Below are 17,536 nucleotides of genomic sequence, written 5' to 3' on the forward strand. Positions count from 1 at the left end.
GCCGGAGCCTCACTGAGGCTCCGGCGCGTCGCTGTCTGTTCTGTCAGTGGGTCCTGCGCTACTCGACCGCGACCTTCTCCTCGCCCATGTAGGTCAGCAGCCTGTCGACGAGGTCGCGCGCGTGGGCGGTCTGCAGATAGTAGAACGGGAACCCGAAGTAGGCGACGTTGCTGTGATTCGTCCCAGAGAGATAGAGCTGCCCGCACGGGGCTCCCTCGAACTGCGGGTTGATGAAGGAGTCCATTTCGAAGATCGTCACGGCCGAGTTCTGATAGGGCTCGACCCGTTCAACCTCGAGAGGTCCGCACCTCAGGTAGGCTCCACCTCCGCCGCCAAACGTGTAGAACGGCCACTTCCCGCGGCTGGGCCATCCCGACGGCCCGACGCTGTCGATGTAGACGCCGTTGAAGCCGAGTGCTGCGCCCTCCGCGGTCGGCTCGGCGCCGTGGAAGCAGTAGCCGTACGAGTACGGTGCGTTCTTGTTGGAGTTCTTCCCGCTGTTCACGGCGTAGCCGACGTGCAGGAAGTCCCTGAGGAAGGTCATGTTCTTCAGGGTGTCGGACGCAGTGGGCTCGATCGGGTCGCCGTTCTGCGGTGTGTAGGTCGCCACGTCGGCGATGGCCCCGATGCCCTTGAACCCGCTCAGTACGAGGTTCCCGCCGACTCGGACGTATCCGGAGAGGGCGTTGTAGACGACGTCGGAGGCGTGGAATGTCCTCCACAGGACCGGCGCGCTACCCGGGTCGTCGATGGGCTCACCGTCGGCGTACCAGATGACGGTCGACGCGTTGGCGAGAGCCTCGACGTCCGGCGGCTGGGGGAGGTTCTCCTCCAGCTGCTGCTCGGGCGTCCAGACGACGCGTTCACGCTCGAAGGGCGCCGTGAGCTCGAAGTAGAAGAGGTCCCTCGCGCTGTCGGTCTCCCACAGGCCCAGACCCTCGTTGAGGTCGTAGTCATCGACGATGAGTATGTAGTCGTCGAGGCTCGCCTCGACCACCTCGAACGTGATGCGGGACCTCGTGACCGCGTTCGCGTTGTCGATCGACTGGACGAACAGGGAGTGGACGCCGACATCCGGCGTCACAGCGAACTCCTTGTCGAAGATCGACCAGGCGGGCCAGATCGTCGTGTCATCGTAGGCGTGGCGGTAGCCGACGACCTCGCCGCCGTAGCTCTCCGCCGTGGCGGCCCAATCGAAGCGGAGGCGCTCGCCGAGGAAGATGGGCTCGGGGATGTTGAACTCCGTCGGCCAGGTCGGGCCTCTGAACCTGAAGGTCCCGAACACATTGGATCTGACGAAGAGCTGGGGACCGAGAGCCAGGTCGGGGTTCGATGTGAAGATCGACGTGGCCGGTGTTCTGTCGAATGCACCGGCGTCGTCTATCGCCCAGACCTCAAAGCGGTGCTTGCCGGAGATCGGACCGAAGATGACCTCGGTCTCCTCCGCCGAGAGCGTGTCGCTCTCGACCACCGGGAACCACTCGCCGTCCTCCTGTCGCGACAGTCGGTACATGTAGCCGATGATGACGCCGTCGCGGTCGACGGCCGTCCACTCGAACGACACCATGGTTCCGGTCACTGTCGCCGGTCCCCTGAGAATGTCGGTGTCGGGCACGAATGTGAAGGCGGTGAAGGCGACCTCCTCGGGCGTCGGATCCCAGGCGCCCTCGTCGTCGACGGCGCGGACAGCGAAGCGGTGCTGCTGGAATCCCTTGGCGGTCGTAACCGTCTCGGCCGAGGCGTCGACGTAGAAGACGCTATCCGTACTGATGACGGTGCGCCACTCGACCTGGTCCCAATCGACGCCCTCCACGGGGTCGACGAGCGAGTCGGGCCAGTCCCAGACCGTCTGGTAGTAGTCGATCTTCCCGTCGACGTCCCACCCGAACCAGTTCATCCGGACCTCATAGTTCGCGGTGTCTCCCTCGTCCGGTGAGAACGAAAGCGTGGTCTCGGGTGCCATGTTGTCATTCGGATCGCCCGGGTCGAACTTGCTGCACCCCCCGATGAAGGCGCTCGCCACAAGGGCGATCAGTGCGAGCAGTCCGAGGAATCGTCTGGCCGAACGCATGTCTCTCTCGTCCTTTCTTTCCTGTCGCCAGGACCTGCTAGCGTTGCTCGAAAGGGGGGCTATTCACACTCGCCGATGTAGAACTGGATGATCTGGTAGTTCTCCTCCCAGCAGTCACTCTGGTCCCTCGAGCGTACCCGGAACTCATGCACTCCCGGCGTGAACGGCAGCGCGCCGTCCGGTGTCACGAGCGGGAGCTGCTCGTTGGGATAGGTGACGCTGTTGTCCGAGGACGACACGTAGCCCCAGAACCGCGGGTCGTAGACATACTGGTACGCCTCGATCGAACCGTCGACGTCCGTCCCATCCCACTCGATCGTGAAGGTGCTCGGGGTGAGCGTGCTGTCCGCCCAGCTCCAGCAGGCGACGGTCTCCATGGGTGCCGGCTGGATGATCTCCGTGGTCGGCGGGTAGTTGTACCAGAAGACGTACTGCTCGCGGTCGTCCGGATTCTGACTCGGGGTCTCGAAGCGATTCTCGACGTCCTTCGCGTAGATCGTGAACGTGTGCGGCCGGTTGCCGCCGGTCGGCTCGTTCTGGCTCTTGATGTAGTGCGGGTCATCAGGGCTGACCGACGATGTGAAGTACCAGCGGTTCTCGTACCCGGGGTTGTCAAGCGGCAGGCGGAGCAACAGCGTTCTGTCCAGCCTGATCCAGACCTCGACGACGCCTCCCTCGAGGCCCTCGAGTTCCTCCCTGTCCCGCAGCTCCCACTCGAACCAGATGGTGTCGCCGTCGGACACCGTCAGCGTCCCGCTCTCCTCCTCGGGGAGTATGAGCTGGCTGTCGGGCGAGTAGTTCATGACGAACTTGTAGTTCTCCGGGAAGCTCTCGGCGCCCGTCTCGTCCTGCGCCTTGACGTAGAAGAAGTGCGTTCCGCTCGAGATGTCGTCGACCTCGGCGGTGGTCACGTCGTTCCAGTCCGTGAACGGGTTGCTGTCGAGGCGGTAGCTGAACTCGACCGGTGCACCCTCACCGTCGGGATCGTATCCCGTCCAGGCGAACTGGCACGGCGTGCCCATGAGAACGGTGTCCTTGGCCGTCGGATCGTAGATCGGACTCGTTGGGTCGAGGGGACCTTCGAGGCGGCGGAGCGAGTCCACGACCGGGACGACGGTCCAGGCGTCGAACCGGATCCTCGCGGGAGACGGATCGAGCTTGCCTTCATTGTCGACAGAGCGCACGTAGAACGTGTGGCGACGCGTTTCGCCGGCCGTGTCGATCACGGCCTTGAAAAGGCTGTCGGTGGCCGAGGTGAACTCCCACGCCGTTCCGATGGTGTCGTCCCACGCGTAGAAGAAGCCGTTCACGTACCCGTCGGGATCGCTTCCCTCCCAGTACATATGGACACGGTAGTTCGCCTGGTCGAGCGGCCCCGGTGCGCTGGTGAGGCGCGTGTCGGGGGCGAGGTTCGTGTCGATGAAGACCTCGTCCTTCTTCCGGCATCCGCTCAGGAAGAGCATCCCGACCACTGCCACGCCGAGTACCAGGAACATGAGTACGCGGGCTGCCGGTGTTCTGTACAACGTCATGGTAGCGTGTCCTCCGGAATCGATAAGTGATCCGCGGGTCAGCCGAGCGGGGCGGGGCCGCCGCCGACCGTGTGCTCCACGGCCGGATGGTCATGCCCCCCCCACGGAGACCTCTCCGGGCATGGGGGGGATACACAAATCATTATACCCTGAGCCCCTGAGGTGTCAACCCAAAAAGGGCGGCCGAACGTGAGGGTTGCGCGCCCGCAAGAGTTGTGCTAGCTTTGAGTTGGAACAAAACTGGTTGACACTTCATCAGCCGGTGTGTAGAATCCCTCCCCTGAACCAAGACCGGACTGAAGGCGTGCGATCGTGTGCGCTGAGCCCGTGTGTGCTCTGGTATCGGCAGCGCCGGTGCCGAGGTTCAGTCCCGTGCGGCGCTCCCGTCTGGGCGTTCCGAAGGGCGCGGACCGCAGGGGGATCCGGAGGTGACGTCCGGGAGTCAGGTTCCCGGCAGGCATTCTTGAGAGCAGGTGACAAACCGAGGCTTCGCGCAGTCCGTAAGGGGCGGACGGCGCGATCGGGGAGGAGATGCGCGGCAATGAAGAGACACTTCATCATCTCGACGGCGCTCGTGGTGCTTGTGGCTCTCTGCACCGTCATGCCCGCTTCGGCCCAGATGGATGAGACGATGGGCGAAGAGGCCATGACCGAGACCACGGCCGTGGACACAGCGGCTGTCGACACGACGGCCGTTGACACGCTGGCCGCCGCCATGGAAGAGGAACCCACCGAGCCTGAGCCGCAGCCGCAGTCCGGCTTCGCTCAGAGCGGGCTCGTCGAGTTCTTCAATAAGGGCGGCAACTTCATGTGGGCCCTTTTGGTGCTCGCGATCATCGGCCTGGCCGTGATCATCGAGCGCGCGATCACGCTCCAGCGGGCCAAGGCCGACGTCAAGAGCCTCATGGAGAGGGTGGTCGGAGCGCTCAAGCGCGGGAAGTACGAGGAGGCCGTCCAGATCTGCGCCGACACGACCGGTCCCATTCCGCAGATCCTGCACGCGGGACTCCGTCAGGCGAAGAAGGGCACCGTCGCGGTCGAGAAGGCCATCGAGACGGCGGGCATCATCGAGATGTCGTTCCTCGAGCGAGGCCTGATCATCCTGGCGACGGTCGCGAACGTCGCGCCGCTCGTCGGGTTCCTGGGAACGGTCTCCGGCATGGTCTCGGCGTTCGAGGCGATCGCGCAGGCCGAGCAGGTCAGCGCCAAGCTCGTCGCGAGTGGTATCTCCGAGGCCCTCATCACGACGATGACGGGTCTCATCATCGCCGTTCCGACGCAGATCGGTCACAACCTGTTCGTGCAGCGCATCGACCGCTTTGTGGTCGAGATGGAGGACAGCGCCGCCGAGCTGGTCGACACACTGGCGACCATGGAGTCCGGAGAGTAGCGGACCGGGTCCGCGGCTCGTCCAGAGGACACGCGACAGAGCAGCACGAGGAAGGCTACCGATATGGCACACTTCAAGAAGAGATCGAAGATCTCGGCCGAACTGGTCGGCGAATCCTCGATGTCGGATGTCGCCTTCCTGCTTCTCGTCTTCTTCATCGTGAGCACGACGTTCCCGGAGGTCGGCCTGCCGCTCATCCTTCCGAGCAAGCAGGGCGACGTCAAGCAGGTGAAGCGGTCGAACGTCCTGCAGATCGTCACAGGCAGAACCGGCGCCTACTTCATCGACGTCGAGGAGACGTCGACGCCCCTCTCGCAGCTCAAGGGCCTCGTGAGGGAGCGGCTCACCGAGAACGAGAATCTGATCATCTCCCTGGAGACTCATCCCGAGGCTCCGTACGGGAACATGATCAACGCGCTCGATGAGGTGATGCTGGCTTACAACGAGGTTGAGGCTGCCGGTGTCAAGAGAGAGAAACGCATCTCGCTCAAGATGCTCGAGGTGCAGTAGGCGGTCGGAGGTGAAGAAGTGCAGCTGAACAGAAAAGCAGGGAGTGGCGCGAGGATCCCGACGTCGTCGATGGCGGACATCGCGTTCCTGCTGATCATCTTCTTCATGGTGACGACGATCTTCAAGCTGGAGCAGGGCCTGGCGATCACGCTGCCGAGGTCCGAGGCCGGCGAGAAGATCCCCCGTGAGAAGGTGGCGCACATCTGGATCGACAGGAACGGCACGATCTCCATCGACGATCTGATCATCGACGTTCAGGACATCGAGCCGATGATCCTCAGGAAGATCCGTGAGAACCCCGCGTTGATCGTCTCGTTCAACACGGACGAGGATGCCTCATACCAGGTGGTCAACCTGGCTATGGACAGGCTGAAGCTGGCGAACGCGCTCAGGGTCTCGTTCACGACGCAGCCACAGGAAGGGTAGCGGTTTCGCCCTCAGCGAACGCGGACGCCAGGAATCGCGAGGCAGATAGATGAGTCCTTATCTTCAGATGCACATGACCGCGGAACAGCGTCTCAAGGACGCTTACCCGAGGACGTTCCGTCTGGCGGTCATCGTCGCGATCGTGATCCACGCTCTGATGTTCCTGCTCATCCCGGAGATCCAGGTCAAGCCCTACAAGCTCCGGGAGCGACAGGAGATCGTGGCGGTCGAGATCCCGGACCAGATCAAGGTGCCGCCGCCTCCGAAGGAGGAGGCGAAGCCCCAGGTCCCGACGGAGATCGAGCCGAGCGAGGAGGCGACCGCAGAGGAGACCATTGCCTCGACGGAGCTTGACATCGAGGCGCCGCCGGAGATTCCGCCGCCGCCCACAAGGACCGAGTTCTTCACTGCCTACGACACCCCGCCTCAGGTCGTGAGGCAGGTGCCGCCCGAGTACCCCGAGCTCGCGAAGATGTCCGAGCTCGAGGGTGTCGTCATGGTGCAGATCGGCGTCGACGAGTTCGGCAACGTCGTCGAGGCCAAGGTCCTTCAGGGCATCGAGGGGCTGAACGACGCGGCGATCGAAGCGGTCATGCAGTGGAAGTTCACGCCGGCGAAGCAGCGCGATGTGCCGGTACCGGTGCGCATCGTTGTGCCGATCAGATTCGTCCTCCGGGGCTAGAGAGGGCGCGAGCGGCGCACCGGCGATGCAGTCGCACGGGCGCGAGCGCTCTCGAGCGCGCCGCGGCGGAGGAGTGAACGCGGCTGTCGTCGAATCATCGCAGTGGAAGTTCGAACCGGCCGGACGGCGCAACATGCCGGTTCCAGTGCGGAGCGTCGTCCAGACCAGTTCGCTCTCCAGGGACCTCAGAGGTCCGGACCCGGGCGGTTCGGGGGAGTCGGCCCGGGTTCGAGCGAACAGACGACCGTCGGTCGTGTTTCCGCGCCGCGCACCTCGCAGCCGTCGGCGGCGGAAACGACCGGCAAACCCGACAGGTGTTGAGTGAGTCTCAAGGGGCAGCGCGGGCCTTCGTGCTGCCCTTTGTTGTGTTCCGGGCCCGCTGTCGCTGGAGGAGCCAGACAATGAACGAGGAGAGGACGATGGCAGAGAGCTCGCCGAACGAGGCGAAGCCGAGTCCGTGGGAGTGGATGCTCGGGATCATCACCGATCCGAAAGGGACGTTCCAGGCAATCGAGGCCAATCTCAGGCGGCCGCATCCGACCGATCCGGCGAAGACGACCGACCGGACCCGATGGTGGATACCCGTTGTCATGGCAGCCGTCGTCGGCGCCGTCGTAGCCGTCTACACCGTTCCGAACATCGTCATGCCGATGCAGGAGGATACGATCCGGGAATCGGTGCTGGAGCGCGGCGGGACGATGGAACAGGCCGAAGAGGCCATCGATATGTCATCGACCATCGGCGTGCCGGCCGGGATCATCGGGGCGGCGGCGCAGGTGTTCGTCATGCTCTTCATCATCGCCGGCGTCCTGCATCTGATCGTGAAGATGCTGGGGGGCAAGGGTGGGTTCAGAGGGGCCAGAGCAATCGTCGCCTATGCCATGGTCATCTCCGGCATCATCGCCCCGCTCGTCAAACTGCCCATCATGGTGGCCCGGCAGACGATATTCGTCGAGACCGGCCCGACCGTGCTCCCCTTCTTCCGCGACCTCGAGCCGTCGGACACGCTCTACAAGTTCCTCTTCAGCGGCTTCGACATCTTCTCGCTCTGGTGGTACGTGGTCATCGCCGTCGGCGTCGCGGTCTGTTATCGCGTCAAGGCCGGCAAGGCCGCGGCCGCGTCCATCATCATCTGGGCCGCCATGACGGCCCTGTTCACGTTTACGAACCTTGGAGGATACGGTGGCTAGAAAGGAAGGAAACGCGCCGCGCGGCATGATCGTGCTGGCGGCGCTCGTAGTGATCGCGGCCGCGTGGAGCACGGCGTCCGCCGGGGTCTACACGCTCGACGAGTGTATCGAGCAGACCCTCGAGTGGAACACGACGCTCGCACGAGCGAGAGAGTCGGTCTCCAGTGCGGATGCCGGCGTGCTCTCCAGCTGGTCCGGCGTCCTCCCCGGCATCTCGGCGGGCCTCTCGACCGGCGACAACCTGACCGTCACCGACGGAGATGAGCTGTCCGGGACGTCCGCCTCGGGGAGTCTCACGCTCCGGCAGACGCTCTTCGACGGAACGACGTTCGCGAACATCTCGGGAGCGCTGCACAGCCGGGCCGCGACCGAGCTCAGTCTGGAGGAGACACGCCGGCAGGTCATCCTCAACGTGAAGTCCGCGTACTACGGCCTGTTGAAGGCGGAGGAACTCAGAGACGTTCAGGAGGAGGCGCTCGGACTCGCCCGCGAGCAGCTCAGAAAGACGCAGAGCCTCTACGATCTCGGTTCGGCCTCGAAGTCGGATCTTCTGAAGGCGAAGGTCCAGGTCGCCCAGTCCGAGCTCGCGCTGATCACGGCCGAGAGGAGCGCCGAGACGGCCAGGGCCTCGCTCCGCCTGACGATGGGCGTGCCCGCGAACGGCGTTGTCGAGGTGGCTCATCCGGAGGAAACGCGTACCGAGCGCGAGATGCTCCAGTTCGATCTCGAGGAGGCGATCGCCCGGAGACCGGACATCCGGGCATACAGGGAGAGCTACACCGCGGCCCGTCGGTCGCTTCTGGCGGCGAAGGCCGGCAGGTGGCCTGACCTCGATCTGACCGTGTCGTACTCGAGGACCGGAGAGGACCTCGGCGATGTCCTCGAGACGGACGACTTCAAGGAGAACTACTCGCGTTCGATCGGTCTCTCGGTCTCGGTCCCCATTTTCAACGGACTGGCCACGAAGGCGTCGATCGACGCCTCCAAGTCGAATCTCAGGGAGTACGAGATCGTGCTGAGAGAGGCGCGGTTGAACGCCGAATACGAGATCGAGACGGCGCGTCTCGGGGTGGTCGAGCAGAGCGAGCGCGTCGCCGTGGCTGAGCAGTCGGTCGAGTCGGCGGAGGAGGACCTGAGGCTCTCCGAGGAGCGCTTCAGGCTTCGGGCCGCCAGCATGCTGGAGCTCATCGATGCGCGGGTCGCCTACTCCCAGGCCCGTGTCGACCTCGTCGAGGCGCGGTACGATTACGAGATCGCGAAGGCTGAGCTCCTGAACGCGATCGGCCTGGAATAGCGTCACCTTCGAAGAGGAGCCGTGAGCCGATGGACAAGAAGAGACGGAACATCCTGGTCCTCGTGGCGATCGCCGTCATCGTCGGGGCGACGCTCTGGGCGAACCTGGGGATCGACCGGAAGGACCGGACCGAGGTCGACGTCGACCGCGTCGAGCGCGGTACGATCGTCGCGAAGGTCTCGGGCCCCGGCCGGGTACGGGCCGTGACGACCGTCCAGATCAGCTCGAGCCTCATGGGACGCATCACCGAGCTGGGTGTCGACGAGGGTGACATGGTCGAGCGGGGCGACTTCCTGCTCCGGCTCGAGGACGTCTGGTACGTGTCGCAGGTGGAGCAGTCGCGCGCCCAGGTCGACCGCGCCCGCGCCGAGCTGGCGACGGCCGAGCGGGAGCTATCGGATCTGACGGAGCAGTACAGGCTCGACCTGGCCTCGGAGAAGGATCTGCATGACGCCCAGCGCATGGTCGAGGCTCTCACCAAGTCGCTCGAGTCTGCGAAGGCGTCGCTTCGGGCCGCCGAGGACCAGCTCGACAAGACGGTCTTCCACTCGCCGATCGACGGCGTCGTCACGCGTCTGAACGTCGAGGAGGGCGAGAACGTGGTCACCGGCACGATGAACGCGCCGGGCACCGTGATCATGACGATATCCGACCTCCCGAACATGGAGGTCGAGGCCGAGATCGACGAGACGGACATCGTCGATGTCCGCGTCGGCCAGCCGGCCGAGATCGAGGTCGAGGCGCTGGCCGACACGCTCCTTCCGGGCACGGTCACCGAGGTGGGGAACTCCGGTGTGACGAGCATGGCCGGTACCCAGGAGGAGGTGACGAACTTCCTCGTGACCGTTCGCGTCGACAGGCCGCACCAGGCTCTCAAGCCCGGCATGACGGCCACCGTCGAGATCACGACGGCCGTGCACGAGGACGTGCTGAACGTCCCGATCCAGGCGGTCGCGCTCAGGAAGCCCTCGGAGCTCGAGAGGAGCGAGGACGAAGACGAGGCAGAGGAGCCGAGGAGGCTCCGCAGTGATCGCGACGACGAAGAGGAGGAGATCGAGGGTGTCTTCGTGGTCGAGGACGAGGAGGCCCGTTTCGTGCCCGTCGCTACCGGCATCGCGGACGAGCTTTCCATCGAGGTCGAGGGCGAGCTCGAGGACGGACAGCTCGTGGTGTCGGGTCCCTACCGCGAGCTCAGAGAGCTCCGGAACGGCGACGCGCTCGAGTACGACGAGGATGAAGTGACGACCGAGGGCGGGAACATCGACGCCGAGGACGCGCCCGATGAAGCGACCGAGTAGACCACCGGCAACCGCACGAAGGAGCGGCACGTGCTCATCGAGCTGAAGGGCCTCGCGAAGGTCTACGAGGTCGGCACGGAGAAGGTCCACGCGCTCATGGACATCGATATGAACGTCGACGAGAACGAGTACGTGGCCATCATGGGCCCCTCGGGCTCGGGCAAGTCGACGCTCATGAACATCGTCGGGTGTCTCGACACCCCGACGGCCGGGATCTACCGGCTGAAGGGACACGGAATCTCGACCCTCGATGACGACGCCCTGGCCGACATCAGGAGCGCCGAGATCGGATTCGTGTTCCAGACCTTCAACCTCCTGCCGAGAATGACCGCCTTCCAGAACGTCGAACTACCCCTCATCTACGGTCACGGCGACCGCCGGTCCCGTGCCGACCGCGTGTGGGAGACCCTTGATGCCGTGGGTCTCCGGGAGCGCGCGCACCACAGACCGAACGAACTCTCCGGAGGTCAGCGACAGCGCGTGGCCATCGCCCGTGCGCTCATCAACCGGCCCTCGATCATCCTGGCCGACGAGCCGACCGGCAACCTCGACTCGAGGACGGGCGAGGAGATCATGGGCATCTTCAACGAGCTTCGTGCGCGTGGGAACACGATCATCCTCGTAACGCACGAGGAGTACATCGCAGAGCATGCGCACCGGATCATCCGACTTCGCGACGGCCGCATCGAGAGCGACCGGGCGACGTAGCCACATGAGGGAGCGACATGGACCTCCGTGAGACGCTCTTCTCCGCGGTCAGGACGCTGCTGTCACACAAGCTGAGGACGGCCCTGACGATGCTCGGCATCGTCATCGGCTCGTCGGCGCTCGTGGCCGTCATGTCGCTCATCGCGGGCCTGAACTCCAGCGTCGCGGCCCAGTTCCAGTCGATCGGGACCGACATCATCTCTGTGGGGAAGTACCCCTGGGTCCAGATGGGCGACGAGGAGGACTACGGTCGCAGGAAGGACATCACCCTGGAGGACAGTGAGGCGGTCGGCCGTCTGCCGTCGATCGGTCTCGTCGCCCCCAACATCCACACGCGCAGAAACGTCTCGCACGACGGGACCACGCTCCGGTTCACGCTGGTGAGCGGGAGCACACCCGAGTACGAGACGATCGACAACTTCCCGGTCGAGGAGGGGCGCTTCGTCACAGGCATCGACGTCGACAGGCGGCGCCAGGTCGCCGTCATCGGGGCCGACATCGTCGCCGAGCTCTTCCCCGTGCGGGACCCGATAGGCAGCGACGTGAGGATCGGCGGGAAGCGGTTCACGGTCGTGGGCATTCTCGAGGCCAAGGGGGAGATCCTCGGGTCGAGCCAGGACGACATCGTCATCATCCCGATCACGACCTTCGAGAAGGCCTTCGGCAGCAGACGCTCCGTCGTGATCGATGCGCAGCCGGCCGACGGCGTGCCTGTCAATGAGGCCGTCGACGACATCCGGCAGCTGATGAGGCTCAGACGGAAGGTGCCGCGGGGCGAGCCGGACGACTTCGCCGTCAACACGCAGGACGACCTGATGAGCTCCTACGAAGCGCTGACAGGCGTGCTCTACATCGCCATGACGGGGATCGTGGGGCTCGCGCTCCTCGTGGGCGGCATCGGCGTGATGAACGTGATGCTCGTTTCGGTCGCGGAGCGGACGCGGGAGATCGGCGTGAGGAAGGCCATCGGAGCGAAGCGGCGCGACATCACGATGCAGTTCCTCGTCGAGTCGATCATCCTGACGTTCCTCGGGGGCGCCGTGGGGATCGGCGTCGGGGCCGGACTCGGACTCCTCGTCAAGGCGGCGACGCCGCTCCCGGCTACGATCACGCCGACCTCCGTCGCGCTCGCTGCAGGGTTCGCGCTGGTGACGGGGCTCCTGTTCGGCGTCTACCCGGCGTCCCGAGCCGGCCGACTCAATCCAATCGAAGCGCTGAGGTACGAGTGATGACGCAGCCGAACGACAACCCAGGCGCAGCTCACCGCGAGCCCCGTTCGGGTGTCGACCGCATGCGGGAGAACGTCATCGCGGCCGGCAAGGCGATCTGGGCGAACAGGATGCGGTCGCTTCTGACCTCGGTCGGCATCCTGATCGGCGTCATGAACGTCGTCGCCATGGTCGGCCTCATCTCCGGCGTTAACGAGAGCGTCCTCGACGTCTTTCGCCAGCTCGGCACGAACACCTTCATCGTTCAGAAGTTCCCGGCGGCGAACGTCAACTGGGAGCAGTACCTCGAGTACTCCCGGCGTCCTGACTTCACGATGGCGGACGCCGAGGCGATCCTCGAGACCTGTCCCGCGGTCGAGGCCATCTCCCCCCAATCGATCGTCAGCCAGAAGGTGCGCTATCGGAACGTCTCCACGCGTGAGATCGCGATCATGGGGGCGACGCCGGAACAGCAGTACATCTCCGACAGCGAGGTCGGTGACGGACGCTTCTTCGCGAGGCCTGAGGCCGAGCGCCGCCGGCAGGTCGTGGTTCTCGGCGATGCGGTCAGGCAGCACCTGTTCGGGTCGAACGACCCGATCGGCGAGGACGTCCGCATCGGAGGCCGCCGCTTCAGGGTCGTCGGCACCATGGAGCCGCTCGGAGAGATGTTCGGGCAGAGCATGGACGATTACTGCATCATCCCGTTCCAGACGGTCCGGAAGCTCTACGGAGAGAGGTTGACGACCCGCCTGTCGATCAAGGCGACGAGCGGCGACGAGATCGACGATGCCATGGCGCAGGTCGAGCGGCTGCTGCGCTCGCGCCGCGGGCTCCGGGCCGACGACCCGAACAACTTCGAACTCATCACACAGGCGCAGCTCGTGGAGATGTACGAGAACTTGACCCGCGTTACATGGATCGTCATGATAGGAATATCGGCGATCGCGCTCGTCGTGGGAGGAGTGGGCATCATGAACATCATGCTCGTCTCGGTGACCGAGCGGACGCGTGAGATCGGCATCAGGAAGGCCGTCGGAGCGCGCTCGAGGGACATCCTCTCGCAGTTCCTCGTCGAGTCGTCGGTGCTTTCGGGTCTCGGCGGCCTCTTCGGTTTCGGTGTCGCCGTCGGGCTTCTCGAGTTCGTGTCGACCGTCACGCCGATCCCGGCGGCCGTGGAGCCCTGGTCGGTCGCGCTCGCCATAGGAGTATCCGTGTCCGTCGGCATCTTCTTCGGACTCTACCCGGCGTCGAAGGCGGCGCGCCTCGATCCGATCGTCGCCCTGAGGTACGAGTGATGACCCTCCATCGAGCCCTTCCCCTCATCCTGATACCGCTTCTGACCGTCGCGGCCGCGGCCCAGCCGGTCGACCGGGGCGGGTCCGCGAGCTTCGGTGAGATCCGGTTCCAGGGCGACGCGACGGCGATACCGCACCCCGACGGCACGGCCACCATCGAGATCAGTTACCAGGTTCCCTACGACGAGCTCGTGTTCCTGCGTGAGCCCGAAGGCTACGTGGCCCGATACGACCTGACGGCCATCGCCTACGACGGCGACGGGCGTCAGATCGCGGGCGACAGCTGGCGCGAGACGGTGCGGGTCGACCGCTATGCCGACACGAACTCGCGCGCGAAGAGCCACGGCGGCGTGCTCTCGCTCGGCGTCGGTCCCGGCCGGCACAGCCTGAAGCTGGAGCTCGAGAGCGTCGACACCCCGGCCTTCGGCTACATCGAGCGGGTCATTATGGTCCCCGAGATCGAGCGGGGGAAGGTGACGCTCGGTACGCCGATCTTCGAGGCCCGCTCGATCCGACCGGACGGGAAGCGCGGTGCCTACGTGCCGAACCCGCTCAGGGACTACGGCGAGGACCGTCCGGTGGTCCGGGTCCGCGTTCCGGTCTACGGCGACAGCGCGGCTGTCTACGATGTGACGACCGATGTGCTGAGCGAGCGGGGCGAGCACATCGAGACGTTCACCGACACCGTCAAGCCGTCGGGTTTCAGGACCGATCTTATCCGGGAGTTCGGGGTGCTCGACTACGAGGTCGGCGCGTACGACCTGAGGATCCGGGCGGACGAGCGGGACGACGAACCCTCCGCATCTGTGCGGGCGAGCTTCCGCGTGGTGACCTCGCCGAAGAGCTGGGGCGGCGACTTCGATGTGATGATCGAGCAGATAGGGTACGTCGCCTCGCGGGACGAGGTCGAGCGGCTCCTCGACACGCCCCCCGACCAGCGCGACGAGGCATGGGAGGCGTTCTGGGCCTCGCGCGACCCGACGCCCGACGACGGTGTCAACGAGTTCAGGCGCGAGTTCATCCGGCGCATCGGATACGCGAACCTGCACTTCCGCTCGACGGTGCCGGGCTGGCGGACCGACATGGGACGCATCTACATACAGTACGGCGAGCCCGACGACGTCGAGTCTCAGCCGGTCGGCCGCATGCTGAACGCCTGGGAGGTCTGGTACTACTACAGGGAGCACACCAAGTTCGTGTTCGTCGATCGCGAGGGTTTCGGCGAGTTCGCGCTCGTCGAGAGAACGAGGATCTAGGACGCTCCCTTGCCGCACTCGAAGACCCTTCTCACCGGCACCATCCGCACGACCGCCTTCGATGACCCGGCCGATTGGCTGATCTTCTCGGACGGTCGCGTCCAGCGGTCGGGCCGAGGACGCCCGCCCGACGAGCCGGACTCCGTCTGCCGAACGCTCTCTCTTCCCCGCGGCGCCGTTGCCGTCCCCGTCCTGCACGACGCACACGTCCATCTGATGGGCACGGGACTTCTCGGTCTCGGCGTCGACCTCTCCGGAGTCTCCGAGGTCGCGGAAGCACTGGAGCTGCTGCGTTCCGCGGCCCGAGACCACGAAGGTCCGGTTCTGAGGGCACATTCGTTCGAGCCCGACACGCTGACCGAGCCGCGCTACCCGACGATGTCGGAACTCGACTCGGCCGTCGGAGAACGCCCGGTCTTCGTTCGCCGGAGGGACGGTCACAGCTCGGCCGTCAACAGCGCGGCCTTCGAGCTGATGGGGCTGACGGCCGAGACGACGGGGGTCGTGACCGACGCCGCCGGAGCGCCCAACGGGACGCTCACGCGCGACGCGCACTCCCTCGCGGCGTCCGTCTCGGCGGAGCTCGTGACGCGGGAGGAGGCGGTCGGGGCGCTCCGTCTCGCCTCGGAGGCGGCGCTTCGTGCCGGGGCGGGCGTCGTTCACGCCCTCGTCGGACGCTCCGACCCGGAGGACCGGGAGATCGAACTCGTGCTCGACGTCGAGGACGAGCTCCCGGTCGACGTCGTTGTCTATCCACAGACGACCGACGTCGACCGCGTGGCCGCCCTCGGCCTGCCGAGGATCGGCGGCTGTATCCTCCTCGACGGTTCGTTCGGGTCGCGCAGCGCAGCGCTGATGAGCCCGTACGACGACGGCGAGGGCGACGGCACCCTCTACTTCGACGACGATGAGCTGGTCTCGTTCCTCAGGAGGGCGCACGCCCGCGGGATGCAGACCGCGCTCCACGCCATCGGCGACCGTGCGATCCTCCAGGCCGTCCGGTGTCTCGAGAGGGCGGCCGGCGGCGAGGCGGCCGACGCGCGGCACAGGATCGAACACTGCGAACTCGTCGGCCCTGCGGCACTGAGCCGGATCGCCCGGCTCGGGGTCGGCGTGTGCGTGCAGCCGGCGTTCGAGCGGTTCTGGGGTGGACCCGGTGGGCTCTACGAGCGGCGCCTGGGGGCGGCGCGCATGCGCTCGACGAACCCACTCAGAGCGATGCTCGACGCCGGGATCCCGCTGGGCGGCGGCTCGGACTCGTACGTCACCCCGATCGACCCGCTCGGCGGGATGGCCGCGGCCGTCGCGCACCCGACCCCCGAGCACCGCATCGAGCCCGCCGAGGCGCTCGACCTCTTCACGCGGGGCGCCGCCCGGCTGGCGTTCGACGAGGCCAGGGTCGGCACGCTGCTGCCGGGCGCCGAGGCCAGCTTCACGGTCCTGGGCCGCGACCCGGTCGAGGCGGGTGGGGAAGTGGACGGGATCTCGGTGCTGGGTGTCTACCTGCGTGGAAGGCGGGTCTACTCCGGTCCGTCGTAGAAGAGCTCCTCGTGAACAGCCCGAAGCACCTCGTCGGGCGTCTCCGTCTCGACGGCCGCCCTGGCGGTTCTGGCGGAGCCGGCCGCCGCCACGATGCGCCCTCCGGCACGCTCGACGCCTGAGAGGATAGCCCTCATCGACCGGGGCGAGCCGGCCTCACATCCCGTCAGACACACGAGGGTCACGTCGAGCGCCCCGTCGGGCCGGGCGATTCCGGGCGCGCCCTCGACCGCGACGGCCGTGCGTCCCTCCACGGAGAACGTCGCGACGGGACGAAGCCCTGAGTCCTCGAGTCGCGAGACCGCGTCGGCCGAACGGTTCTCGTCGGAGACGACGAGCCAGGCTCCCGTCAGGTGCGTCACGGCCGTCACGCCGTCGTCGCACGCGGGGCGTTCGAGGACGATCGTCCCGGGCACGTCGCGGTCGCTGGCGCCGATGCTGAGCGCGATCCCGTTACGCTCGGCGAAGAGGATCGCGTCCTCCTTGAGCACGGTCGCGCCGAAGCGCGCCAGCTCGGCCATGTCCTCGTAGGAGAGCTCCGACACCGGGCGCGCCTCCGGCACGCGTCGCGGATCGGCCGTGTAGACCGCGTCGACATCGGTCAGGATCTCACAGCGCTCGGCCTCGAGCGCCGCGGCGAGCGCGACGGCCGTCGTGTCGGAGCCGCCCCGCCCGAGCGTCGTCACTTCCTTGGTGGTGCTGACGCCCTGGAAGCCCCCGACGACCACGACCGCTCCTCGTTCGAGTTCCTTCCTGACGCGATGTGGACGCACCTCGAGAATGCGGGCCGCCGTGTGGCGCGTGTCCGTGATGATGCCGACCTGTGAGCCTGTGAACGATATCGCGGGACAGCCGATGGCGTTGAGGGCGATGGCCAGAAGCGACATGGAGATCCGCTCGCCTGCGGTCATCAGCATGTCGAGCTCCCGCTGGACCGGAGCCGGCGTGATGGCGCGGGCCTCCTCGAGCAGCAGGTCGGTCGTGCCGCCGCGTGCCGACACGACAACGACCACGTCGTGGCCCTCCGCGCGGAGCGCGGCGACCCGCTCTGCGACGTTCATGATGCGGTCGCGACCCTCGAGCGAGGTGCCACCGTATTTTCTGACGATCAGCCCCACGATGCTCCCTCCGTTG

Annotated in this window: 15 protein-coding genes; 12 read left to right on the forward strand and 3 right to left on the reverse strand. The window is 66.0% G+C overall.

From position 1 onward, the window contains the following. Positions 1 to 58: 58 nt before the first annotated feature. On the reverse strand, positions 59 to 2,071 hold the full coding sequence (locus tag GF405_08215) for a hypothetical protein (protein MBD3368135.1): 2,013 nt from the start codon (positions 2,069 to 2,071) through the stop codon (positions 59 to 61). Between the two features lie 59 nt (positions 2,072 to 2,130). Next, positions 2,131 to 3,603, reverse strand: coding sequence for a hypothetical protein (locus GF405_08220; protein MBD3368136.1), 1,473 nt, complete (start codon positions 3,601 to 3,603; stop codon positions 2,131 to 2,133). Positions 3,604 to 4,318: 715 nt separating this feature from the next. On the opposite strand from GF405_08220, the gene GF405_08225 reads away from it, so the two are divergent. From GF405_08225 to GF405_08280, 12 genes are all read left to right on the forward strand, one after another. Then, positions 4,319 to 4,993: a MotA/TolQ/ExbB proton channel family protein gene (locus tag GF405_08225; protein MBD3368137.1), complete on the forward strand. Its 675-nt coding sequence runs from the start codon at positions 4,319 to 4,321 to the stop codon at positions 4,991 to 4,993. 63 nt (positions 4,994 to 5,056) lie between these two features. Then, positions 5,057 to 5,503 carry a hypothetical protein gene (locus GF405_08230; protein ID MBD3368138.1) on the forward strand — a complete coding sequence of 149 codons (447 nt, stop codon included), beginning with the start codon at positions 5,057 to 5,059 and terminating at the stop codon, positions 5,501 to 5,503. An 18-nt stretch (positions 5,504 to 5,521) separates the two neighbouring features. Then, positions 5,522 to 5,929, forward strand: a complete 408-nt coding sequence (locus tag GF405_08235; protein ID MBD3368139.1) for a biopolymer transporter ExbD — start codon at positions 5,522 to 5,524, stop codon at positions 5,927 to 5,929. 49 nt (positions 5,930 to 5,978) lie between these two features. Beyond that, a complete protein-coding gene (locus tag GF405_08240; GenBank protein ID MBD3368140.1) occupies positions 5,979 to 6,611 on the forward strand; it encodes a TonB family protein in 633 nt (210 codons plus the stop codon). 401 nt (positions 6,612 to 7,012) lie between these two features. Further along, positions 7,013 to 7,801: a hypothetical protein gene (locus GF405_08245; protein MBD3368141.1), complete on the forward strand. Its 789-nt coding sequence runs from the start codon at positions 7,013 to 7,015 to the stop codon at positions 7,799 to 7,801. Beyond that, the gene (locus GF405_08250) at positions 7,794 to 9,095 is read left to right on the forward strand and encodes a hypothetical protein (protein MBD3368142.1); all 1,302 of its coding nucleotides are present in this window, start codon (positions 7,794 to 7,796) and stop codon (positions 9,093 to 9,095) included. Before GF405_08245 ends, GF405_08250 begins: the two co-directional genes overlap by 8 nt. 29 nt (positions 9,096 to 9,124) lie before the next feature. Beyond that, on the forward strand, positions 9,125 to 10,393 hold the full coding sequence (locus GF405_08255; protein ID MBD3368143.1) for an efflux RND transporter periplasmic adaptor subunit: 1,269 nt from the start codon (positions 9,125 to 9,127) through the stop codon (positions 10,391 to 10,393). 96 nt (positions 10,394 to 10,489) lie between these two features. Beyond that, entirely contained in the window at positions 10,490 to 11,101 is a 612-nt protein-coding gene (locus tag GF405_08260; protein ID MBD3368144.1) for an ATP-binding cassette domain-containing protein, read from the forward strand. Positions 11,102 to 11,118: 17 nt separating this feature from the next. Beyond that, positions 11,119 to 12,330: an FtsX-like permease family protein gene (locus GF405_08265; protein ID MBD3368145.1), complete on the forward strand. Its 1,212-nt coding sequence runs from the start codon at positions 11,119 to 11,121 to the stop codon at positions 12,328 to 12,330. Then, a complete protein-coding gene (locus GF405_08270; protein ID MBD3368146.1) occupies positions 12,330 to 13,607 on the forward strand; it encodes an FtsX-like permease family protein in 1,278 nt (425 codons plus the stop codon). Before GF405_08265 ends, GF405_08270 begins: the two co-directional genes overlap by 1 nt. An 866-nt stretch (positions 13,608 to 14,473) precedes the next feature. Then, entirely contained in the window at positions 14,474 to 14,863 is a 390-nt protein-coding gene (locus tag GF405_08275; GenBank protein ID MBD3368147.1) for a GWxTD domain-containing protein, read from the forward strand. Positions 14,864 to 14,872: 9 nt separating this feature from the next. Beyond that, positions 14,873 to 16,402: an amidohydrolase family protein gene (locus GF405_08280; GenBank protein MBD3368148.1), complete on the forward strand. Its 1,530-nt coding sequence runs from the start codon at positions 14,873 to 14,875 to the stop codon at positions 16,400 to 16,402. On the opposite strand, the gene GF405_08285 is transcribed toward GF405_08280, so the two are convergent. Further along, complete coding sequence (locus GF405_08285; GenBank protein ID MBD3368149.1) at positions 16,384 to 17,520, reverse strand: aspartate kinase; 1,137 nt, start codon at positions 17,518 to 17,520, stop codon at positions 16,384 to 16,386. The genes GF405_08280 and GF405_08285 overlap by 19 nt on opposite strands. Positions 17,521 to 17,536 lie beyond the last annotated feature (16 nt).

Source organism: Candidatus Effluviviaceae Genus V sp., assembly GCA_014728125.1.
GTDB lineage: Bacteria > Joyebacterota > Joyebacteria > Joyebacterales > Joyebacteraceae > WJMD01.

Excerpts from the sequence above, each read along its gene's own strand:
- GF405_08215 (MBD3368135.1), bottom strand. The coding sequence starts at position 2,071 with ATGCGTTCGGCCAGACGATTCCTCGGACTGCTCGCACTGATCGCCCTT.
- GF405_08220 (MBD3368136.1), bottom strand. The coding sequence starts at position 3,603 with ATGACGTTGTACAGAACACCGGCAGCCCGCGTACTCATGTTCCTGGTA.
- GF405_08225 (MBD3368137.1), top strand. The coding sequence starts at position 4,319 with ATGGAAGAGGAACCCACCGAGCCTGAGCCGCAGCCGCAGTCCGGCTTC.
- GF405_08230 (MBD3368138.1), top strand. The coding sequence starts at position 5,057 with ATGGCACACTTCAAGAAGAGATCGAAGATCTCGGCCGAACTGGTCGGC.
- GF405_08240 (MBD3368140.1), top strand. The coding sequence starts at position 5,979 with ATGAGTCCTTATCTTCAGATGCACATGACCGCGGAACAGCGTCTCAAG.
- GF405_08245 (MBD3368141.1), top strand. The coding sequence starts at position 7,013 with ATGAACGAGGAGAGGACGATGGCAGAGAGCTCGCCGAACGAGGCGAAG.
- GF405_08255 (MBD3368143.1), top strand. The coding sequence starts at position 9,125 with ATGGACAAGAAGAGACGGAACATCCTGGTCCTCGTGGCGATCGCCGTC.
- GF405_08260 (MBD3368144.1), top strand. The coding sequence starts at position 10,490 with ATGGACATCGATATGAACGTCGACGAGAACGAGTACGTGGCCATCATG.
- GF405_08265 (MBD3368145.1), top strand. The coding sequence starts at position 11,119 with ATGGACCTCCGTGAGACGCTCTTCTCCGCGGTCAGGACGCTGCTGTCA.
- GF405_08270 (MBD3368146.1), top strand. The coding sequence starts at position 12,330 with ATGACGCAGCCGAACGACAACCCAGGCGCAGCTCACCGCGAGCCCCGT.
- GF405_08275 (MBD3368147.1), top strand. The coding sequence starts at position 14,474 with ATGATCGAGCAGATAGGGTACGTCGCCTCGCGGGACGAGGTCGAGCGG.